General features: G+C 45.1%; 21 protein-coding genes. 19 read left to right on the top strand and 2 right to left on the bottom strand.

The features are described 5' to 3' along the window. Positions 1 to 15 precede the first annotated feature (15 nt). From flhF to IW644_RS00555, 17 genes are all read left to right on the top strand, one after another. Positions 16 to 1,425, top strand: a complete 1,410-nt coding sequence (gene flhF / locus IW644_RS00475) for a flagellar biosynthesis protein FlhF (RefSeq protein WP_269915976.1) — start codon at positions 16 to 18, stop codon at positions 1,423 to 1,425. Between the two features lie 5 nt (positions 1,426 to 1,430). After that, positions 1,431 to 2,297 (top strand): MinD/ParA family protein, encoded by an 867-nt coding sequence (locus IW644_RS00480; protein ID WP_118489983.1) that lies wholly within the window; start codon positions 1,431 to 1,433, stop codon positions 2,295 to 2,297. Continuing rightward, positions 2,294 to 3,025, top strand: a complete 732-nt coding sequence (locus tag IW644_RS00485) for an RNA polymerase sigma factor FliA (RefSeq protein WP_118489982.1) — start codon at positions 2,294 to 2,296, stop codon at positions 3,023 to 3,025. Before IW644_RS00480 ends, IW644_RS00485 begins: the two co-directional genes overlap by 4 nt. Positions 3,026 to 3,061: 36 nt before the next feature. Further along, positions 3,062 to 3,445, top strand: a complete 384-nt coding sequence (gene cheY, locus IW644_RS00490) for a chemotaxis response regulator CheY (protein ID WP_025254383.1) — start codon at positions 3,062 to 3,064, stop codon at positions 3,443 to 3,445. A gap of 34 nt (positions 3,446 to 3,479) precedes the next feature. Further along, positions 3,480 to 4,235: a protein phosphatase CheZ gene (locus IW644_RS00495; RefSeq protein WP_269915977.1), complete on the top strand. Its 756-nt coding sequence runs from the start codon at positions 3,480 to 3,482 to the stop codon at positions 4,233 to 4,235. A gap of 12 nt (positions 4,236 to 4,247) precedes the next feature. Further along, positions 4,248 to 6,524: a chemotaxis protein CheA gene (locus tag IW644_RS00500; protein WP_269915978.1), complete on the top strand. Its 2,277-nt coding sequence runs from the start codon at positions 4,248 to 4,250 to the stop codon at positions 6,522 to 6,524. Positions 6,525 to 6,552: 28 nt separating this feature from the next. After that, entirely contained in the window at positions 6,553 to 7,683 is a 1,131-nt protein-coding gene (locus IW644_RS00505) for a protein-glutamate methylesterase/protein-glutamine glutaminase (RefSeq protein WP_269915979.1), read from the top strand. Between the two features lie 28 nt (positions 7,684 to 7,711). Continuing rightward, positions 7,712 to 8,476, top strand: a complete 765-nt coding sequence (locus IW644_RS00510; RefSeq protein WP_269915980.1) for a ParA family protein — start codon at positions 7,712 to 7,714, stop codon at positions 8,474 to 8,476. A gap of 7 nt (positions 8,477 to 8,483) precedes the next feature. Then, positions 8,484 to 9,290, top strand: a complete 807-nt coding sequence (locus IW644_RS00515) for a chemotaxis protein CheW (RefSeq protein ID WP_269915981.1) — start codon at positions 8,484 to 8,486, stop codon at positions 9,288 to 9,290. A 17-nt stretch (positions 9,291 to 9,307) separates the two neighbouring features. Then, positions 9,308 to 9,799 (top strand): chemotaxis protein CheW, encoded by a 492-nt coding sequence (locus IW644_RS00520; protein WP_136780770.1) that lies wholly within the window; start codon positions 9,308 to 9,310, stop codon positions 9,797 to 9,799. A gap of 59 nt (positions 9,800 to 9,858) precedes the next feature. After that, positions 9,859 to 10,293, top strand: coding sequence for a DUF2802 domain-containing protein (locus IW644_RS00525; RefSeq protein WP_269915982.1), 435 nt, complete (start codon positions 9,859 to 9,861; stop codon positions 10,291 to 10,293). 122 nt (positions 10,294 to 10,415) lie between these two features. Beyond that, positions 10,416 to 11,354 carry a homoserine O-acetyltransferase MetA gene (gene metA, locus IW644_RS00530; RefSeq protein WP_269915983.1) on the top strand — a complete coding sequence of 313 codons (939 nt, stop codon included), beginning with the start codon at positions 10,416 to 10,418 and terminating at the stop codon, positions 11,352 to 11,354. Positions 11,355 to 11,357: 3 nt separating this feature from the next. Beyond that, positions 11,358 to 12,425 carry a homocysteine S-methyltransferase family protein gene (locus IW644_RS00535; RefSeq protein ID WP_269915984.1) on the top strand — a complete coding sequence of 356 codons (1,068 nt, stop codon included), beginning with the start codon at positions 11,358 to 11,360 and terminating at the stop codon, positions 12,423 to 12,425. 9 nt (positions 12,426 to 12,434) lie between these two features. Further along, the gene (metH, locus tag IW644_RS00540) at positions 12,435 to 15,059 is read left to right on the top strand and encodes a methionine synthase (RefSeq protein ID WP_269915985.1); all 2,625 of its coding nucleotides are present in this window, start codon (positions 12,435 to 12,437) and stop codon (positions 15,057 to 15,059) included. 23 nt (positions 15,060 to 15,082) lie between these two features. Further along, positions 15,083 to 15,673 carry a DUF938 domain-containing protein gene (locus tag IW644_RS00545; RefSeq protein WP_269915986.1) on the top strand — a complete coding sequence of 197 codons (591 nt, stop codon included), beginning with the start codon at positions 15,083 to 15,085 and terminating at the stop codon, positions 15,671 to 15,673. Positions 15,674 to 15,876: 203 nt separating this feature from the next. Beyond that, positions 15,877 to 17,100: a YjgN family protein gene (locus IW644_RS00550; protein ID WP_269915987.1), complete on the top strand. Its 1,224-nt coding sequence runs from the start codon at positions 15,877 to 15,879 to the stop codon at positions 17,098 to 17,100. Between the two features lie 5 nt (positions 17,101 to 17,105). Then, a complete protein-coding gene (locus IW644_RS00555) occupies positions 17,106 to 18,116 on the top strand; it encodes a M48 family metallopeptidase (protein ID WP_269915988.1) in 1,011 nt (336 codons plus the stop codon). Position 18,117: 1 nt separating this feature from the next. Here the strand turns inward: IW644_RS00555 and IW644_RS00560 are convergent, their stop codons facing one another. Together IW644_RS00560 and IW644_RS00565 are read right to left on the bottom strand one after the other, a co-directional pair. After that, on the bottom strand, positions 18,118 to 19,014 hold the full coding sequence (locus IW644_RS00560; RefSeq protein WP_269915989.1) for a LysR family transcriptional regulator: 897 nt from the start codon (positions 19,012 to 19,014) through the stop codon (positions 18,118 to 18,120). Positions 19,015 to 19,030: 16 nt separating this feature from the next. Beyond that, positions 19,031 to 19,999: a hydrogen peroxide-inducible genes activator gene (locus IW644_RS00565; protein ID WP_179982680.1), complete on the bottom strand. Its 969-nt coding sequence runs from the start codon at positions 19,997 to 19,999 to the stop codon at positions 19,031 to 19,033. A gap of 159 nt (positions 20,000 to 20,158) precedes the next feature. Between IW644_RS00565 and IW644_RS00570 the strand changes: the two genes are divergently transcribed. Next, positions 20,159 to 20,812, top strand: a complete 654-nt coding sequence (locus IW644_RS00570; RefSeq protein WP_269915990.1) for a carbonic anhydrase — start codon at positions 20,159 to 20,161, stop codon at positions 20,810 to 20,812. A gap of 11 nt (positions 20,813 to 20,823) precedes the next feature. Beyond that, the gene (locus tag IW644_RS00575; protein WP_269915991.1) at positions 20,824 to 22,458 is read left to right on the top strand and encodes a SulP family inorganic anion transporter; all 1,635 of its coding nucleotides are present in this window, start codon (positions 20,824 to 20,826) and stop codon (positions 22,456 to 22,458) included. The last annotated feature ends 204 nt before the right edge of the window (positions 22,459 to 22,662 follow it).

Genomic DNA, 22,662 nt, shown 5'->3' on the forward strand with positions numbered 1-22,662 from the left:
ATTGGAGAGGTTGCAATGAAAATTAGACGTTTCTTCGGCAAAGATATGCGTGAGGCGCTAAGCCAAGTTAAAGCTGAGTTGGGCAGTGATGCTGTGATCATGTCAAATCGCAAAGTCGCTGACGGCATCGAGCTTGTAGCAGCCTACGACAAAGAGCCTGAAGCTAAGCTTTTCACGCCTAAGGCAGCACCACAAGCCGCGGCAAAAACACCTGGCCAAAAGGCAGTGCCTAGCTTAAGTGAAATTATTGGTGATGACGGTCCTGACAGCTTAAAAGCGCTGTTGGAAAAGCAGCATGGTGGAAACCCAGTTGCAAGCAGTTCTGCACAACCAACACAGCCAATGTCAGCGAACGCTAAGCACGCTAACGAAATTGCCTCTCACTTAGATTTTTCAGAAGCGTTTATCGACGACCTTGGAACACAATCGCCAGGTCGAGATGTTGTCGAGCAAGAGACTTTTCCTGAGCACCAGGCGTCAAGTATGGGTGAAACACCTGTATCCCAGTCAGCTGAACTAGCTCAAATCAAAGAAGAGTTAGCTTCACTTCGCGACGTATTGCAGTATCAAGTTGCTGACTTAATGGAAGCGAAGAACAAGCGTCAAAAACCTGTTCATCAATATCTGGTCACGCGATTAACCGATATGGGGTTGAGTAGTGCACTAGCAACACAGCTTATTAGCTACACACCGGCTCATTACAATGAACGTGACGCATGGGTATATCTTCTTAACCTATTGGCTAATCGCATAAATGTTACCGGAAACGATATACTTAGCTCACAAGGTGCCGTTGCATTAGTTGGGCCTACTGGTACAGGTAAAACAACTACGGTTGCAAAGTTGGCCGCCCGCTACGCGCAGAAATATGGTGCAGAATCGGTGGCTATGATTACTATCGATACGTATAGAATTGCAGCCTATGAGCAACTAGCGACATACGGAAAAATTATTGGCTGTACTGTGCGAAAAGCGCAAACTAGTGAAGAACTTGCAGATTTATTGTTCCAACTTCGTCATAAGCGACTAGTATTGATTGATACAGCAGGTTTTAGTCAGCGTGATAGTCGATTAATTAAGCAGATTAAGCAGTTCGACAATGGCCAAATGCCAAAAGTTAAAAAATATTTGGTAGCGCAAGCCAATACGCAATATCCGGCTTTGCAGAGAATCATTCAAGCGTATGACGATATTGAACTAAGTGGCTGTATTTTCACAAAGTTAGATGAGTGCTACTCTTTAGGAGAGGTACTTAGTGCAGCGGTTGAATACCAACTACCGGTTAGTTATGTCACCGATGGTCAAAAAGTGCCTGAAGACATTAAGATTGCAGAAGCGAAATCTTTGGTTTCCGCTGCTGCAAAGCTTTATAAAAAGTACGGTTTGAATCATACTAGTGGTAACAACGCAATTAAAACAGCATAAGCAGTATGATTGACGATCAAGCGAGTAGCTTAAGAAAAATGAAGCAATCACGGTTAATCAAAGTAATCGCCGTCACTGGTGGTAAAGGTGGCGTAGGTAAAACAAACATTACACTTAACACTGCTATCGCCATGGCGAAGCAGGGCAAGCGTGTAATGGTTCTTGACGCGGACCTAGGTCTTGCAAACGTAGATGTGATGCTAGGCCTGCGAGTTGAGAAAAACCTATCTCACGTACTCTCTGGCGAGTGCACGTTGGACGAGGTTTTAGTAACCGGCCCCCACGGTATTAAGATTGCTCCCGCCACATCTGGTACGCAGTCAATGGCGGAACTCTCACCCACACAGCACGCTGGCCTAATAAGAGCGTTTAGCGAGCTGCGTTCTCAAATAGACGTACTAATAGTCGACACCGCTGCTGGCATTTCAGATATGGTACTAAGCTTTTCTAAAGCCTCCCAAGATATCATGGTGGTGGTTTGCGATGAGCCAACATCACTAACTGATGCGTATGCGCTGATAAAAATCCTTAACCGTGAGCACGGTGTTTTTCGCTTCAAAGTTGTAGCCAATATGGTTCGCGATGTGCGAGAAGGTCAGGAATTATTTAGCAAATTAAGCAAAGTGACAGGGCGTTTTCTTGATGTTGCACTAGAATTAGTGGCGACGGTGCCATTTGACGAAAATATTCGCAAAGCAGTGCGTAAGCAAACAGCTATTGTTGATGCTTTTCCAGGCTCTCCTGCAGCCGTAGCGATAACTAAGCTAGCAAACAGGGCGCTTACTTGGCCTATTCCAGCGCAGCCTGGTGGCCACTTAGAATTTTTCATTGAACAATTAGTTGCAGAAAAAGCCGTAGGAAGTCAACGTTGAACAGCAAGGCAGCCGCTTATCAACAGCAAACAGATAAATCGCAGTTAGTCGAAAGACATGCGCCTCTGGTTAAGCGTATTGCGCACCATTTGATGGCGCGCCTGCCTGCGAGTGTACTTGTTGATGACCTTATCCAATCAGGCATGATTGGTTTGTTAGAGGCCGCTCGAAACTTTGATGGGTCGAAAGGCGCAAGCTTCGAAACCTTCGCAGGTATCCGCATTCGCGGTGCCATGCTGGACGAAATACGCAAAGGTGATTGGACGCCACGTTCTGTTCACCGAAATGGTCGCGCGATAACAGAAGCGATATCTCAGGTAGAGAGTGAAACTGGGCGCGACGCACGAGATTCCGATATTGCTGACAAGCTTAATGTGAGCTTGCAGGATTATCACCAGATGCTCAATGAAGTAAATGCCGGGAAGTTGGTGGGCATTGAAGATTTAGGTGTGTCGGAAGATGTGATCACTACCGAGCAAAGTCGAGGCAGTGATGCACCGTTAGAAGATTTAATGCAGGGCGCATTTCAAAAAGCGCTGGCCCATGCAATAACGACATTACCCGAGCGAGAAGCGATTGTTCTTTCACTTTACTATGATGAAGAACTAAACTTAAGAGAAATAGGCGAGGTTCTCGACGTAAGTGAGTCGAGAGTCAGTCAAATTCATAGTCAAGCCATGTTAAAACTCAAATCACGAATGAAGTCGTGGCAAGCTGACGAAGAATAGAAATTAAAAACAATTAACCCCTCAGTGGAGGCTATTTTGGACAAAAGCATGAAAATTCTCGTGGTCGATGACTTTTCAACCATGAGACGAATCATCAAAAACCTGCTTAAAGATTTGGGTTTTGCCAATATCCAGGAAGCGGATGACGGAAGCACCGCATTACCTATGTTACAACAAGGCGATTTCGACTTTGTTGTTACTGATTGGAACATGCCTGGTATGCAGGGTATAGATCTGCTCCGAGCGATTAGAGCCGATGACAAACTTAAGCATCTGCCAGTACTTATGGTGACCGCTGAAGCGAAGAAGGAACAGATCGTTGCCGCCGCCCAAGCGGGTGTGAATGGTTACGTTGTTAAACCTTTTACCGCGGCAACGCTTAAAGAAAAATTAGATAAAATATTCGAACGTTTAGGTTGATCCAGACGCTCACCAGATAAATGAGGTTTACTGGATGTCAACGAATGTAAACGTTCCAATATCGTTAGAAGAAGCAAAGCAGCTTGTCACTTTTCTTGAAGAAGGTGACAAGGCTTCAGCTAATGCACTACTTGAAGCCGTCTCAATGAAAGAAAACGTTGAGCTATTCGCTGAAGTAGGCAAGTTGACGCGTCAACTCCACGACGCATTAAACAACTTTCAAATAGACGACCGCATCAAAAATTTAGCTACAGACGATATCCCTGATGCTCAGTCCCGCCTTACCTACGTAATTGAAGAAACCGAAAAAGCTGCTAATACTACTATGGATGCCGTAGAGGCGAGCATGCCCATCGCTGAACTTCTCGCGGAGCGAATCGAAAAGGTTATGCCAGAGTGGAAAAAGCTGATGAACCGCCAAATCGAGTTGGGTGAGTTTAAGGTTTTATGTGCAGACTTAGACGAATTGTTGGAAGACGGTTCGAATCAGTCGGCTAAACTTACACAGTTACTTACTGAAGTTTTGATGGCACAAGGTTATCAAGACTTGACTGGACAGGTTATTCGTCGCGTTATCGACTTGGTTAAAGAAGTCGAAGATAGTCTTGTAAATATGCTTACTATGTTTGGCGAACGGGACGGTGCAGAACAAACTAAACCTTCCAGCGTTAAGGCCGATAAGGTTGATGGTGTAGAGGCAGAAGGCCCAATTATTGATGCTGACAAACGAGACGACGTCGTTTCAGGTCAAGATGATGTAGATGATCTTCTGTCTAGCTTAGGTTTTTAGGGGAGCGGGTGCATGTCGTTTGATGTTGACGAGGAAATATTACAGGACTTTCTGGTTGAGGCTGGAGAGATACTTGAACAATTACAAGAACAGCTCGTTGATCTTGAGAACAATCCTGAAGACGCGGACTTGCTTAACGCAATTTTTCGCGGCTATCACACAGTAAAAGGGGGAGCGGGCTTCCTTTCTCTTACTGAGTTAGTTGAAATTTGTCACGGTGCTGAAAACGTCTTTGACGTTATGCGCAATGGCCAACGAACGCTAACGCCTGAGTTAATGGATATCATTTTGCAAGCCACTGATGTGGTAGTTGAAATGTTTGAGCGAGTAAAAGCACAAGAGCCGCTAGAGCCGGCAGATGCACACCTCGTCGACCTGTTACACAAACTCAGTCGCCCAGAATCTCCAGATGAAAACATTTTCGACAATGCAAGTGCGCCTGCGGCTGAGCCAGAAGTTGTCGCGGCTGAGCCCGAGGTCGTTGCAGAAGAGCCGGAACTAGTTATAGATGAACCAGTGCCAGCAGCGTCAGATACCAGTGAAAGTAGCGGTGGTATAGAAGAAATTACCGAAGATGAGTTTGAGGCTCTCCTTGATGAGCTTCATGGAGGTGGTGCTCCAGGACAAGCTGCATCAACCAATACAGAACCCGCCAAAACGGAGCCTGCGCAAACGTCAGCACCAGCGGCGAGCACTGACAGTGATGACATTACTGATGAAGAGTTCGAAGCACTGTTAGATGATCTGCACGGAAAAGGCCAGTTTGGTGGAGACAAAAAAAGTGCTGTAGAACCAGCATCAGCAGCTGCTCCGGCAAGTAGTGCCGGTGATGAAGAAATTACCGACGATGAATTTGAAGCACTGCTTGATCAGCTTCACGGCTCAGGTCAAGGGCCAACTAAACAAGGCTCTGCTCCAGCGGTATCTGAACCTCCTGTAGACAAAGCGGCTACCGAAGCTGTTCAAAAAGCAAAGCAAGCGGCGCCGAGTGCCCCGGCTGCGCCTAAGGCAAAGCCCGCACCTAGTGCAGCAAGCCCAGCTAAAACGAGTAAAGCAGCTGCGCCAAAAGCGCCTGCCAAGAAAGATGATAAAAAAGGAGCACCTGCTCCACCACCTGCTGAGACAACAGTACGTGTAGACACAAAGCGTTTAGACCAAATTATGAATATGGTCGGTGAACTCGTACTCGTTAGAAACCGACTAATAAGTTTGGGGATCAACAGCAACGACGAGAGTATGTCAAAGGCCATTGCTAACCTAGATGTAGTGACGGGAGACCTGCAAGGTGCAGTAATGAAAACCCGCATGCAGCCTATCAAGAAAGTGTTTGGCCGTTTTCCTCGCGTTGTACGTGACCTAGCTAGAAGCTTAAAGAAAGAAATTACCTTAGAGCTTGTAGGTGAAGAGACAGACTTAGATAAAAACTTGGTTGAAGCATTGGCCGACCCGCTAGTGCATTTGGTGAGAAACTCTGTCGACCACGGGATAGAAATGCCGGATGATCGTGCGGCAGCTGGTAAACCTCGCATGGGTACGGTTCAGCTATCAGCATCTCAAGAAGGCGACCATATTCTTCTTACTATCGAAGACGACGGTAAAGGTATGGACGCCGAGAAGCTAAAAGAGATCGCAATTAGTCGCGGCGTATTGGACGCAGATGCAGCAGCACGCATGTCTGATGTTGAAGCGTTTAACCTTATCTTTGCTCCTGGCTTCTCTACTAAAACCGAAATTAGCGATATTTCAGGTCGTGGTGTGGGCATGGACGTGGTTAAAACAAAGATTAACCAGCTCAACGGTACCATCAATATCGACTCGCAGTTAGGAAAAGGTACACGATTAGATATCAAGGTACCGTTAACGCTCGCGATTCTACCTACGTTAATGATTGTTGTAGGAAAACAGACCTTTGCGTTACCATTAGGTGCGGTGAACGAAATAATAAACATGGACATCAAGAAGACCAATACGGTGGATGGCCAGCTAACAATGATAGTTCGTTCAAAAGCAATTCCATTGTTTTTCCTTGGCGAATGGTTAATCCGAGGCCCCAAAAATATAAATAAAGAAAAGGGGCATGTTGTTGTAGTACAAATTGGTACTCAACAAGTAGGATTTGTCGTAGACGCGCTGATAGGCCAGGAAGAAGTGGTTATTAAACCACTTGATGCATTGTTGCAAGGTACGCCTGGTATGGCTGGCGCAACAATTACTTCAGACGGTGGTATTGCACTAATTTTAGATGTTCCGAGCCTGCTCAAACGGTACGCGCGTAAACCTATCAAGTAAGGCGATGAATTAACAGGAATGATAATCCATGGTCTTTAGAGTCCTAGTCGTGGACGACTCGACTTTCTATCGCCGTCGAGTAAGAGAAATTCTCGAGGGAGATAGAGAGCTTGAGGTTGTAGGTGAAGCAAGAAACGGACGTGATGCATTAGACAAAGCGGAAGCTCTTAAGCCTGATGTAATAACAATGGACGTTGAAATGCCTGTTATGGACGGTATTTCGGCCGTTAAGGCTATTATGGATAGACGTCCTACGCCAATTTTAATGTTTTCATCATTAACGCATCATGGCGCTCAGGCAACGTTAGATGCGCTAGAAGCAGGCGCGCTTGATTTCTTACCCAAGAAATTCGAAGATATAGCCCAAGATAGAAAAGATGCTTCGCGGTTACTTTGCACTAAAGTCAGGTTGATCGCGCGAAGAGGGTTAGGCGTTAAGCGCCCATCTCTTCGCACCGCGGAGACGAGAAAACTTCCTGACAATGCGCCCAAACAGGTTTTTTTCAAAACATCGGGTTTACTTTCAGGCCATAAAGGCGCCGACAAACAGCCTACCGTTTCCTCAGTCAGGGCAACGGGTAAACAGTACAGATGTTTAGCTATTGGGGCGTCCACAGGTGGACCTGTTGCACTTCAAAAAGTGCTTTCTCCACTACCTGCAGATTTTCCTCATCCTATTTTACTTGTGCAGCATATGCCTGGGACTTTCACTACTGCATTTGCACAGCGTTTAGATAGTAACTGTAAAATTAAAGTGAAAGAAGCAGAGCATGGCGATATTTTAGCACCTGGGCACGCTTATCTTGCCCCGGGAGGAAAGCAAATGTTGCTCGAATCTATCGGTAGCAATAAGCGAATTTCCATCGTTGATGCAAGCCAGTCTGATAAGGTGAATTATAAGCCAAGCGTAGACCTAACCTTTAGCTCGTTGGCTAAAGTTTATGGTGGCGACGTTCTGGGAATCATCTTAACGGGTATGGGGGCAGACGGTAGAGAGGGCTGTCGAATACTCAAGGATAAGGGCGCGACTATTTGGGCGCAAGACCAAGACTCCTGTGTGGTTTACGGTATGCCTCAAGCTGTCGCTGTGGCTAATATATCGAGTAAAAATATTAATATCGATGATATAAGCAGTTGCGTTCAAACCGAAATGCGATAGCAGTTTGAACAGTAATGGAACAGTGATTATGAAAGTGTGGACTGTGGCAAATCAAAAAGGCGGGGTAGGTAAAACTACCACAACCGTAAGCCTTGGCGGCTTGCTAGCTCAAAAGGGGAAGCGAGTGCTCATGATAGATACCGATCCCCACGCATCGCTTAGCTACTATTTTGGTATTGATGCAGAAGCGACAAGCCATTCTGTTTACGACATTTTTATTAAGTCTAACGAGATTACTGCCGATAATGTTATGGACTGTCTCAGTCCTACAAAACTCGACAATTTATATGTGCTACCCGCAACCATGGCATTGGCGACGTTAGACCGAACCATGGGAAGCGAGCAGGGGATGGGCTTAGTGATAAAAAAAGCACTAGCTAAAATATCCAGTGAGTTCGACTTTGCAATCATCGACTGCCCGCCTGTATTGGGCGTGTTAATGGTTAATGCCTTAGCGGCATGCGATAAGGTTATTGTTCCGACTCAGACAGAATATTTGGCGCTTAAAGGTTTAGATAGAATGATACGCACTATGGAAATAATGGGGCGTTCATTAGATAAGTCTTTTGATACTCTGATCATTCCTACTTTGTTCGATAAGCGAACAAACGCCGCATTAGCGTCGAGAAAACGCTTAATGAATGATTACGGTGAACGTGTATGGGAAGGTGTCATCCCGGTGGATACTCATTTTAGGGATGCGAGTTTGGTGCAGCTTCCTATCTCTGCTGCGTATCCAAAGACAAGAGGTGTAAATGCCTACGATAAACTGTTAGCCGTATTGGAGAAATAACAAGACCATGAGCAAGCAATCGCCATTTGCCCGTGAAGAAGTGATGGAGGCATACCTAGACAGTCTTCTGAAAGAGCCTGAAACTCCTGAAGATGTCACTGCGCGCACGGCAAAATTGCTTGAGCAGGCCTCTCAGCAAATGGCTGAGTCAGCCCTTGTATCAACGGCTAGCGATAGCGAAGCGCACGTCAACAAAGAAGAAGCGTTAGCTGAAGAGGTTTCTTCGTTAATTGAAAGTCAAAATTTCAAGACGATTGATAGCGAAAAACAGCATTCACCCGTAGACGTACCTGTTCAGGCAGAAGAAGAAAGTGAGGTAAGTGTTCCTGAGAGTTTAAAAACTCCACTAAAGGATACTCTCGGTTTCCGCTTTCAGGCGCTATTCTTTGAGGTTGCAGGGCTAACACTTGCGGTTCCCTTAACTTCGTTAGGGGGTATCCACCAAATTGAAAAAATAGGCCCTTTATTTGGAAAACCTGACTGGTTTATGGGTGTAATGTTGCACAGAGAGTCTAAACTAAGTGTTGTTGACTCTGCAAAATGGGTAATGCCAGAAAAATACGACGAAAATCTCGCACAATCGCTCAACTACCGATATCTTATAATGTTAGGAGAGAGTGCGTGGGGACTAGCAAGCGAAAAGCTTGTAAACACGGTCAATTTGACTACCGATGACGTAAAATGGCGCGAGTCCACAGGTAAACGTCCCTGGTTAGCAGGGATGGTTAAAGAAAAAATGTGTGCGTTAATTGACGTTGAAGAATTAATATCTATGCTTAACAAAGGCTTAGGCAGTAACGACCAGACGCCATAGTATTGGGAGCCAGGTTCATGAGCGATGAAAGAATGAATAATAACGCTAGCGACAGTAACGATGAAGTCCTTCAATGGGTGACGTATCGCTTAGGTGAAGAAACGTACGGTATTAACGTAATGCAAGTACAAGAAGTATTGCGTTATACCGAAATAGCCCCTGTACCCGGTGCGCCTGATTATGTGCTTGGTATTATTAACTTGCGTGGTAACGTGGTAACTGTCATCGATACCCGTGCGCGTTTTGGGCTACCACCAACGGAAATCACAGACAACACTCGTATAGTGATCATAGAGTCTGACGAACAGGTTGTCGGTATCTTAGTGGATAGTGTCGCCGAAGTGGTGTACTTAAAATCTTCAGAAATCGACAGCGCCCCTAACGTTGGTACTGAAGAAAGTGCTAAATTTATCCAAGGCGTTAGCAATCGTGATGGCGAACTGCTTATTCTTGTCGATTTGAATAAATTGCTCAGCGACGAAGAGTGGGATGAGCTTAGCAATATCTAAACAATGAATAGGCGGCATGTATTGTCTATGTCGCCTACATTTCCCCAAGGGTTACGTCCATGGAATGGCAGCTTGCTGCACCTACCTTAATTGAACTTATCTTGTGCTGTTTTATCATTGTGCTTGCTGTTACTGTAAGTATTCTGTATTCGCACATTAAGCAGTTACGTACAGCTTTAAGCGATAGCGAGCAAAATAGTGCATCGGCCATTGCGCGAATTGAGGCGCTCGCTAACAACGCAAACAATCAACAAACCGAGGCGCAAGCACGCACTCTGGTCATCACTCGCCACCTTCAAGAACTAGACGAAAAGCAAACTGATATAGAAAATCAGCTTCGCGAACTCAAAATGCAAGACCCTTCACTACGTTTATATCAGCGTGCTGCAGACTTAGTTAAGCAAGGCGCCAGTATTGATGAAATTATTGAGGCCTGTGACATTCCTCGCGCTGAAGCTGAGATGTTAATGATGGTGCATAAGCAAAATAGCTAGTTGTTTGTATCGATAGGCTCGCCTTAAAAAAAGAAACGTTTAGACGTCTAGACGTAAAGATGTTGACATATCGCCAGTTATAGACACAATACAGGTATTGTAATTTATCACTGGAGTCCTCTATGCCAATTCGTATTCCTGAGCAATTACCCGCGCAGAATGTACTACTAGGTGAAAATATTTTTACCATGGACATGGACAGGGCTGCCAATCAGGATATTCGTCCTCTTGAAGTCGGCATTCTTAATTTGATGCCGAACAAGATAGAAACGGAAGTGCAGTTGCTTCGCCTGTTGTCAAATACGCCGCTGCAAATAAACGTAGACTTGATTCGAATTGATAATCAAGCACCAAAAAATACTCCCCAATCACACATGGATGCCTTCTACCACGACTTTTCAGCAGTCGCGAACAAAAAATACGATGGCCTTATTGTTACTGGCGCACCCCTAGCGCTCATCGACTATGAAGAAGTGAAGTATTGGGAAACCATGACCAAAATATTGGAATGGGCACAGCGGCACGTTAACTCTACTTTATACCTGTGCTGGGCTGCTCACGCTGCTATGTATCATTTTTATGGTATTACTCGAAAGATTAGAGACGAAAAGTTTTCAGGTGTTTTTCAACATAAAGTGAACGACCCGAACAATGAGCTTTTAAGAGGCTTCGACCCAACTTTTCATGCCCCTCACTCTCGTTACGGGCATATCGATACTTCTCTGTATAACAGTGTCGAAGGCCTTAGCGTTGTGGCAGAATCTGAGGAGGTGGGTGCCTATATAGTAGCGTCAGAAGACAAGCGAATGGTGTTTGTAACAGGCCATCCAGAATATGACCCTGATACGCTTAAAGACGAGTACTTACGGGATATTGCCGCGGGTCAAACCCCAGCAATGCCAAAAAATTATTTTGAAGGGGATGATCCAGCCAAGTCTCCTATTGTACAGTGGCGCTCGCACGGCAGCCTATTGTTTACAAACTGGCTGAATTATTATGTCTATCAGACCACGCCTTACGATTTAAGTCAGCTTGCTGAAAAGTCACAGCCAAAGAGGTAGCACGTGAGCCAAAGAGAAATTTCTAGCGCGCAGGCAACGCTTACAGAAGCCGCTAAAAAACGCATTCTTATATTAGACGGTGCGATGGGCACCATGATCCAACGCCACAAGTTGGAAGAAGAAGATTACCGCGGGACACAGTTTGCAGACTGGCACTGCGACGTAAAGGGTAATAACGACCTATTAGTGCTTACCCAGCCAGACATTATTTACCAGATTCACTGTGATTATTTCGAAGCTGGCGCGGATATTATAGAAACCAATACCTTTAACGCGACGACTATCGCTATGGCCGATTATGATATGCAGGCTCAATCACGGGATATTAATGTGGCTGCGGCTAAGTTAGCGCGTAAAGCTGCCGATGAATTCACCGCAAAAACTCCTGAGAAACCCCGTTTCGTAGCCGGAGTGCTAGGTCCAACAAACCGCACCGCTTCTATTTCACCTGATGTTAATGACCCAGGTAAGCGCAATGTCACGTTTGACGAATTAGTAGAGGCCTATAGTGAGTCTACCGAAGCCCTCATTGAGGGCGGTGTTGACCTAATCATGCTTGAAACTATTTTCGATACGCTAAACGCCAAAGCAGCAGCGTTTGCCGTAGAGTCGGTATTTGAAAAACTCGGTAAGTCTTTACCCGTGATGATATCAGGCACTATCACCGACGCTTCAGGGCGTACGCTTTCGGGGCAAACCGCCGAAGCATTTTATTACTCAATGCGACATGTTAGCCCATTTTCCTTCGGCTTAAACTGCGCACTGGGCCCAGATCTATTGCGTCAATACGTAGATGAAGTGGCTAATGTGAGTGAGTGCTTCATATCCGCACACCCTAATGCAGGCTTACCTAACGAATTTGGTGAATACGATATGGAAGGTCCGGAGATGGCCGAGCACATCAAAGAATGGGCGCAGTCAGGGCTAGTGAATATTGTAGGCGGCTGTTGTGGCAGTACCCCAGAGCACATTCGCGATATTGCCAATGCGGTTGAACATATCGCGCCACGCAAGATTCCTGAATTTGAACCTAAAATGCGTTTGTCAGGCCTAGAGCCGTTTGTACACTAGGAGGGCATTATGAGCGCAGAATTTTCTACATTTATTAATATCGGTGAGCGCACCAACGTTACAGGCTCCGCTCGCTTTAAACGTCTTATTCTTGAAGGTGATTACGAAACCGCACTTGATGTCGCAAGACAGCAGGTAGAAAACGGTGCCCAAATCATTGATATCAATATGGACGAGGCCATGCTTGATTCAAAGCAGGCTATGATCACCTTTTTAAACCTAATTGCCTCTGAGCCAGATATTAGCCGAGTCCCCATTATGATCGATTCGTCTAAATGGGAGATTATCGAAGCCGGGCTTAAGTGTGTGCAGGGCAAAGCGATTGTTAACTCTATTAGCTTAAAAGAAGGGGAAGAGATCTTCTTAAACCAAGCTAAGCTAATAAAGCGCTATGGTGCTGCAACCGTAGTAATGGCGTTTGACGAAACCGGCCAGGCCGATACACAAGACCGCAAAGTTGAAATATGTCAGCGTAGCTACAAGCTTTTGACTGAAGAAGTTGGTTTTCCGCCTGAAGATATTATCTTCGACCCCAATATCTTTGCTGTAGCAACGGGGATTGAAGAACACGATAATTACGCGGTCGATTTTATCGAAGCTACCCGCGAGATACGTAAAACCTGCCCTTACTCACATATTTCTGGTGGCCTTTCTAATATTTCTTTCTCGTTCAGGGGGAACAACCCAGTACGAGAGGCCATGCATTCTGTGTTCCTGTACCATGCAATTCGCGCTGGTATGGATATGGCTATTGTTAATGCCGGTCAACTAGAGGTATACGATGAGATACCAGCAAAGCTTCGCGATGCAGTGGAAGACGTTATTTTAAACCGCAGAAGCGATGCCACCGAGCGTTTGCTTGATATAGCCCCTAATTATCAAGGTGATGGTAAGGCTGCCGCGAAAGAAGATTTAAGCTGGCGCGAGCAAGAAGTAAACAAACGCTTAGAGCATGCGCTTGTTAAAGGCATTACCGATTACATCATTGAAGATACCGAAGAAGCGCGTCAACAAGCTGAGCGTCCGTTACACGTTATCGAAGGGCCATTAATGGATGGCATGAACGTAGTAGGGGATTTATTCGGTGAAGGTAAGATGTTCCTTCCGCAGGTGGTAAAGTCGGCTCGCGTTATGAAAAAAGCGGTTGCCCATTTACAGCCATACATTGAAGAAGAAAAGTCAGACGATGCGAAAAGCAACGGTAAAATTCTTCTCGCTACGGTAAAAGGTGACGTTCACGATATCGGTAAAAATATCGTAGGCGTGGTACTTCAATGTAATAACTTTGAAGTGATTGACCTTGGCGTGATGGTGCCAGCTGCAACAATCCTACAGACAGCTAAAGATGAAAACGTAGATATGATTGGCCTTTCTGGGCTTATCACACCGTCGCTTGATGAGATGGTACACGTTGCCAAAGAAATGGAGCGTCAAGGCTTTGATATTCCGCTACTTATTGGCGGGGCGACTACGTCCAAAGCGCATACCGCAGTAAAAATTGAGCAGAATTACCATGCGCCTGTCGCTTATGTCCCAAACGCAAGTCGAGCAGTAGGTGTATGTCAGCGCTTATTGAATAAAGAATCTCGCGATATATACGCGAAGGAACTCGCTAAAGAATACGATACGGTGCGCGAGCAACATGCCCGTAAAAAGCCGCGCAGCAAGCCAGTGACGTTAGCTACGGCCAGAGAAAACGCCTTCAAGCCAGATTTTACGACTTTGCCTGTAAAGCCCGCTAGCCTAGGTGTTACACCAGTAACCGCAGATTTAGCTACGCTGCGCAACTACATTGATTGGACACCGTTCTTCTTAACCTGGTCTTTAGCAGGGAAGTACCCGCGTATACTTGAAGATGAAGTAGTGGGTGAGCAGGCCCGGTCATTGTTTAACGATGCCAACGCCATGCTAGATAAAATTATCGAAGAGAAGAGCCTTGAGGCAAAAGGTGTTATCGGCTTGTTTCCTGCTAACCGCGTTGATGACGATGTTGAGATTTATACCGATGAATCTAGAAGTGAGGTTCAAGGCGTTGCTCATCATCTGAGGCAGCAAACGCTAAAAGACAAATTCGCTAACTATTGTCTGGCGGACTTTGTTGCTGAGAAATCCAGCGGCATAAACGACTATGTAGGTGCTTTTGCCGTCACCGGTGGTATAGGTGAAGACGAGCTTGCTGATAGTTATATTCAGGCTGGCGACGATTACAACGGTATTATGGTCAAAGCGGTGGCAGACAGATTAGCCGAAGCGTTTGCAGAATATCTACACGAACAAGTACGTAAGCACTACTGGGGCTACGCCGCCGATGAAACGTTAAGCAATGAAGAGTTGATACGCGAAAAGTATCAGGGTATTCGACCTGCACCAGGTTATGCGGCGTGTCCAGAACACACTGAAAAGCAGCTTATCTGGGATTTATTGTCAGCAGAGCAGCACACAGGTATGAAGCTTACTGAAAGCTATGCAATGTGGCCGGGGGCATCGGTATCGGGTTGGTATTTCGCTCATCCTGATTCGAAATATTTTGCTGTTGCCAAAATTCAAGCCGATCAAGTAGAAGATTACGCTACACGTAAAGGGTGGACGCTAGAAGAAGCCGAAAAGTGGTTGGGTCCTAACTTGAGTGATTAATGCTGATAAGGCAGGGAAAGTACATGCAAATTGAAAAGCCTTTTAGTCAGGCCTGTGAAAACAACAAGCGCGCTATTTTGAGCGTGCTTGAACGTACATTTTCCAATTGCCAACAGGTATTAGAAATAGGGAGCGGAACAGGTCAGCATGCCGTGTTTTTGGCTGAGCACTTACCGCATCTTATATGGCACACAAGCGATCAATTGCACTACCACGAGGGTATTGCCGCTTGGCTGAGTGATGCAAAGCTGGATAATATGAAGCATCCCATTGCATTCACTGTGGGACAAGATGAATTTCCTAACCTCGACGTAGACGGCGTTTTTACGGCAAACACCGCACATATCATGCAAAAAGAAGAGGCGAAGCTACTCATGGAGTCTGTAGCGTCGCACTTACCCAAAGGGGGAATATTTTGTCAGTATGGCCCTTTTACACACAGCGGTAAGTTTACTTCTGAAAGTAACCAAGCCTTCCATGCTTCGCTTTTAGCGCGCGGCTATGGTGGCTACCGCGATATCAATGAGCTTACTGCTTGGGCAGGCGAGTTAAGCTTGCAAGACATTATCGACATGCCCGCCAACAACCATATGCTTATTTGGAAGAAGCGCTAAATAAGCACCAGGGCTGTGGTGATTTGCCTTACGAATAGTTAAAGCAAAGAGCTACAGCACCCATTGACGTAAAAGTGTCTACGCCTACCGCTTATCTTTGCTTTTACAACTAGACGTTAATGATTAACTAGCTACGCGATCTTGCCATCTACGTCATTATTGCGTAGCTTTATAAAAAAACAAATCAAGGATGAAACGTTGCCATGACGGATGACAATGCATATACCCCCATGCCCGACTACGAAAGTTATAGTCTAGAAGAACTTGCCCAAGCGTTAAATTCCATAGACGCTGCTGAGTATCCAGAACGCGCTGCCAAGATTTCAGCCTTAATCGCTGAAAGAAAAAGTAAGTTGCACGCATCACACGAAACAATTAGTAAAGCGAATGATAAAATAATCCGTACCGAGCAGATTAAGTTTCATGGTAAAGCGGGTGAGTTTTTTTCTATATGGATAGTTAATTTACTTCTCAGTATTGTTACCTTAGGTATTTATTCTGCATGGGCAACGGTGCGTACCAACCGCTATTTCTATAGCAATACAGAGCTTGATGGTCATCGCTTTTCTTACCTTGCTGAACCGCTACAAATTTTAAAGGGGCGGATAATTGCCGTAATTTTATTCGGTGGTTATTTTTTTCTAACTACGATAAACCCCGCTGCTGCGCTTATTTTCGCACTTATTCTTATGGCATTAACGCCTGCTTTAATTATTATGAGTATGCGTTTTAGGCTTCGTATGACGGCATATAGAAACGTTAGATTTTCTTTTAAAGGCCGGTGGGGAGAAGCCTTTGCGTTATTTGTACTCTTGCCTATTGCAAGTGTATTTACCCTGTACTTGCTTATGCCTTGGGTATTAAAAAAGATTGATGCGTTTTTAGTAAACGAATCATGTTTTGGCAATAAATCCTTTTCCACCACGCTGGATACGGGCAAATACTATCGAACGTCAGTTGGAGTGCTGTTTATCTCTCTTTGCTTAATGCTAATTTCGTCTTTTGTGTTAGGTATTGGCGCTGTGGCAATGTCTAACGGTGAACCGTCGTCTGTTTCAGCTTTAGCACCGATACTGTTAGTTTTGTTTTACTTAGTAACTTACGCTGTAGTATCAGGTTACTACAATGCTCGAATTAGGAATCACATTTTCCAAAACACACAACTTGAAAACGTTGCTCAGTTTAATTCATCGCTGGCAGCAGGTGCACTCATCAAACTGCGCTTAGTCAATGCGCTAGCGATTGTTCTAACTTTAGGAATGGCGCTTCCTTGGGCAAAAGTGAGAAGTGCAAAATTATTCGCCGACGCCACTGAAGTAAAAGTGCTTGAAGGTTTTGATGAGGTACTTGTTGGTAGTTCTGGTTCTGCTGGAGCGGTGGCAGAGGAAGCTGCGACTTTATTTGATGTAGACGTTGCTTTAGGTTAAATCCCGTGTCGGTATCACATTACTATTACGCAAGCGGTGTTAGTTCAGATATTGTGACCTGTAATATTGAGGGCGACGAACTGGTTATTTTCTTTGACCAAAATGGCACTTCTAAACGGGTACATAGGTCAGAGATGACTACTCGCACAAAACTTGCGGGGTTACCACGAGAAGTGTCTTTGGATGGCGGTGATTTACTTATGTGGTCGTCTAGCCCAGAGGAAGATGCTTGGCTTGATAAAAATCAATTGGTAGGGGTGAGTAAATTAGAGTCGAAAAAGTCGTATTTAATGGCAAGTATAATACTTGTGCCTTTGCTTCTTTATGGACTATTCACCCAAGCAATCCCTCGAGTTGCCGTGTCGTTTTCTCAATATGTTCCCTACAGCATAAAAGAAATCGGTTCTCAACATACCTTGGCCGCGCTCGATAGTACTTTACTTAAGCCATCTAAACTTAGTACCGAATCAAAGGAATTGCACGCTAACAGTTTTTATTCGCTGTTAGCTAAAATAGAGACGGAAAATAAAAACTATCGCGTGCACTTTCGCCACTCTAACGTATTAGGTCCCAACGCTTTTGCCTTACCTGATGGCACTATTGTGTTTACCGATCAACTCATCGCTTTGGTTGAGGAAAACCAAGACGTATTAAACGCTATTTTTCTGCATGAAGTAGGGCATGTTGAAAACAATCATTCCATGCAGCTCATTGCAGAGTCACTATTCGCAACCCTTGCGATAAGTTACTTTTTTGGCGACTTAAGTGGCGTTTTAGATGGTGTTTTAGGCGTAGGAACAAGTGTAGTTCAAAATCAATTTAGCAAAGCTCACGAATGGGAAGCGGACAACTACGCCATTGGTCAATTAAAAGCATTGGGTAAAGATCCCGCTGACTTCGCGGCTGCTATGGAAGCATTCCAAACGTTAGCCAAAGAGCAGTCAGACGTTGATAGCTGGTTTAGTTCCCATCCACTTTTACAAGACCGTATTGATAATGCACGAATGGCAAAATAACCTATGAGGTGCTAAGCGAAAGTGTTTGAGACATCGTGATAAAGTCATCTACAAACCCCAACACGTCAGTAGCTTTTCGATGACCTAAATAAAGGGTTTTAGTCACGCCAGCTTCTCCCATAGATTTCGTGCATAGTAGTTCACTTTCCTTTGCTTCTTCAACAAGCCACTTAGGCAAAGCAGTAACACCACGTCCCGCAGCAACCATTTGCAAAATAATTTCAGTAGTTTCAATGGTTTTGTGCTGTTTGACCGTGCAGTTGGCGGGAGTAAGGAAATGCGTGAATATGTCTAGGCGACTATGCTCCACCGGATAAGTTATAAGGGTTTCATTACTTAAGTCTTTTGGCGTTACAAAGGATTTTTCTGCTAAGTTATGATGTTTATCCATAACCAGTACTTGCTCGTATTCAAATACGGGGGTGTAGGTAATAGTGTCTAGATGCAGCGGGTCTGGCGTAAGTAAAATGTCTATATCGTACCCGTGTAGTGCTTGTAATCCGCCAAACGAAAAAGCACGGCGTACATCAACATCAACATCTGGGAAGGCCTTTAAAAACGGCGCGACAACTTTTAACAGCCATTCGAAGCATGGGTAGCATTCCATACCAATACGCAATATGCCCTGTTTTCCGTCGGCAAACTTTCGAAGCTGGGCTTCGGTGTGTTCAAACTGGGGTAACACTCTGTGGGCAAGACCTAAAACACTTTGACCTGCTTGGGTGAGCGTTAGCCTTCTCCCTTCTTTTTTCCATAGCGGTACGTCAAAATGCGCTTCTAATTTTTTCATTGCGTGACTCAACGCTGACTGGGTAAGGAAAAGCGATTTTGCTGCTTCCGTCATAGTACCTTCAGCATCAATTGCTCGTACTATTTTTAGATGTTGTCTATCAATCATAGTGGGCACACTTGGATTAACGTTTCTGATAAGAGCTAGATGCAGAACTAACAATAGTGACTGCGTCAGAAAGACGAGATTCAATGATCTCCTTTATGATAATAGAGATCTCTCTAAAGGTCTTCCTACCTGGCGCCGTGTTTCTCCAAGCCAAAGAGTGCTGACGCTCTATGGGCATATCTGCTATTTCACACACGTGCAAAGCTTCAGGTTTGTGTAGCTCAGAGTGAATATAAAGGCCGGGTAGAAAGGCTACGCCCATACCCATTACTACCATCTGGCGCAGCGTGTCTAGGCTAGTACCCTCATAGTCCCGCTGTAAGTCGGCACCAATTTCATCGCAAATACGCTGTACTTGATGGTGAAAATGATGTCGGTCTTCTAGCGTTAGTACTTTTTCCCCACTTATTTCCTCCGGCTTAACATAGGCTTTACCCGCTAATTTATGATCGGAAGGTGTGACAAATTTTAATGGCTCTTTGAAAAGTGGCTGGGTAATCAACTGTGAGTTTTCGCCCGAAAGTGGCGATAAAATTAAGTCATACTCGCCCCGTAAAAGACCATGCTGTAGGGCATTAGGCGCGCCTTCACGTACGTAGAAACGCAAGCCAGGCTTACGTTTGTGTAAGTCGGGTAAAACAAAGGGGAGTAAATAGGGCCCCAACGTTGGGGGAATCCCCAATCTAAATGTCACCATTTCACCTTGAGACAAGTCGCGAGCGATTTCTCCAAACCTCTGTGACGCCTGTAATACTTCTTCAGCCGCATCTAGCAGTGCTTTTCCTTGCGGTGATAAAAGCGTGCCAGTGCGTGAGCGCTCAAATAACGTTAAGCCTAAAAGGTTTTCCAGTGCACTAATTTGACTGGTCAGAGTAGGCTGACTAATTCCTAGTATTCCCGCAGCCTGTCTGAAGCTCAAGTACTTAGCCACAGCTACAAAATAGCGGATTTGGTTTATTGACGGGGTCTTTCCGTTAAATTGCATGGTGAAAATAGCCTTCTCTTACTAGACTTATAGTTGATGATGTTTTGGTTGTGATAGTATTTAGCTATCGCGAGTTAGTATATTAAACTATTAATCTATCAGGTGAAACTGGCGTAATTACATAATCATTACAATTATTAAAAAAATTGGGAGTTATCTATGGATCACGTTATCTCTGGTGTGGCTAAATTTCAGAAAGAAGTTTATCCGAATAAAAAAGCTACGTTTCAAAAGCTAGCGAACGGTCAAAACCCAGAAGTGCTTTTCATCACGTGTTCAGACTCACGTATCGACCCTAACCTAGTAACACAAACTGACCCAGGCGAGCTTTTTATCTGCCGTAATGCGGGCAATATTGTACCTCCTCACAGTAATCAAACCGGTGGAATGACAGCGTCTATTGAATTTGCTGTTGCTGCGTTGGGTGTTTCTCATATCGTTATCTGTGGTCACACAGACTGTGGTGCAATGAAAGGTGCAATCAACCCAGAAGGTTTGAGTTCACTTCCGCATGTTAAAGAATGGTTAGGCCATTGTCGTGTGGCAACTGACGTAGTTAAAGAGCGCTGCGGTCATTCAGACTTGTCGCTAGAAGATTTAGAAGCAGTAACAAAAGAAAACGTTGTTCAGCAGATTCAACACCTTCGCACGCACCCAGCTGTAGCTGCAAAAATTGCTACAGGCCAGGTTAAGCTGCACGGATGGGTTTACAACATCGGTGAAGGTGATGTGCTTTGCTACAACGCTGAAACTGGTGAGTTTGAAGCCATGGACCAGAGTGCGGCTGAAGCACAACTTACGCGCGGCGAATAAGGTCAAACACTATGGTTAAAATTAATCTTTCTAATTTACGAGGCGATTTTACCGGCGGTTTAACAGCCGGTATCGTTGCTTTACCACTAGCGCTCGCGCTGGGTGTGGCGTCAGGTCTTGGCCCAATGGCGGGTCTTTACGGTGCTATCGCCGTTGGCTTTTTTGCTGCGCTGTTTGGTGGAACGCCTGCGCAAATTTCAGGTCCTACAGGGCCAATGGTGGTGGTTCTTGCCGGCTTATTCGCAAGTCTTTCTGGCGACGCCAGCCTTATATTCACTGCAGTGATATTGGCGGGTGTATTCCAAATTGTATTTGGTGTGCTTGGCGTAGGTCAGTACATTCGATTAGTGCCATACCCGGTAATTTCGGGCTTTATGTCGGGCATCGGTGCCATCATTATTATCCTTCAATTGGGAAGACTATTGGGTCATGAACCTCCAGGTGGAACAATTGGCGCACTGTCTTACCTACCTACAGCCCTTGCTGACATTGACTTTGCTACCCTTGCATTAGGTTTAGGTACATTAGTCATTGCCTACAAATGGCCACCTCAATTAGGCAAGTATGTGCCAGGTGCACTCGCTGCGTTAATCATTGGTACATTAGTAAGTTTAGCGCTTTCAGTACCAATTCTTGGCGATATCCCTACTGGTTTACCAAGTCTTCACCTACCAGTGTTTGACCAAAGTAAGGCGCTGCTAATTCTTGAAGCAGCGTTCATCCTAGCTGTACTGGGCGCTATCGATAGTCTATTGACGTCACTGGTTGCTGATAACATGACGCGTACTCGTCACGACAGCAATAAAGAGCTTATCGGACAAGGTATCGGTAACACCTTTGCCGGCCTTATTGGCGGTATCGCTGGTGCAGGCGCGACAATGCGTACAGTTGTTAATATCCGCAGCGGTGGTAAATACAATATTTCAGGTATGGTTCATGCGCTAGTGCTTTTAGCCATCGTACTAGGCCTTAGCCCATTAGCGGCGCAAATTCCTCACGCAGTACTTGCAGGTATTTTGGTTAAAGTTGGTTTAGACATCATCGACTGGAGCTACCTGAAACGTGCACACAAAGGCCCCCGTTGGGACTTCGGCCTAATGATTATGGTGCTTGCACTTACGGTGTTTGTAGACCTAATCACAGCGGTTGGTGTGGGCGTTGTATTTGCAGCACTTGCATACGTTAAGCAAATCGCACAGCTTCAAATTGAAGAGCTTAAGAAGATCCCAGAGTCACTAAACGACCCTAAAGAGAATGACCTGCTAGAGTCGCTTAAAGACAAAGTATCAATCTTTAGTTTTGGTGGTCCACTTAGCTTTGGCGCGGCAGCCGATTTAGGTCACCATGTACGCGAGCGAGTAAGACCTGGTGCGAAAGTCACTATACTAGACTTCTCTCGAGTACCTTTGATGGATGTATCGGCGGCTATGGCAGTTGATACGGTAACATCAGACGCTCTAGCGGCTGGCCGACAGCTTGTGATTTGCGGTGCTAACGCTGAAGTCAATAAGGTACTTGAAGGCGTAAATGAAGCGCATCCAGGTATACCTAACTTCGAAACGCTTCACGACGCTTTGCTTTATGCAAAAAAGCAAGTAGCCGGGACTGAAAGCAACACGAGCTTTCAAGCCGCAACGCAATCGTAATAAGAGTTTGACGTAAACAAAACCTTTCCCTTTTTTAGCCCTCCTCTGGAGGGCTTTTTTATATCCATAACTTAATCTTTCCTGTAGCACGGCGATTTATTGAGGAAGGTTTACAACTTTCAAGTCGAATTAAGCTCACCCTCCCAGGAAAAACTTAGTAGTTAAATTAATTGATTGTTCAATTAAACTTAACCTAAGTGTAAC

Origin of the sequence: Alteromonas sp. PRIM-21, assembly GCF_027563165.1 — a bacterium.
Classification (GTDB): domain Bacteria; phylum Pseudomonadota; class Gammaproteobacteria; order Enterobacterales; family Alteromonadaceae; genus Alteromonas; species Alteromonas macleodii_A.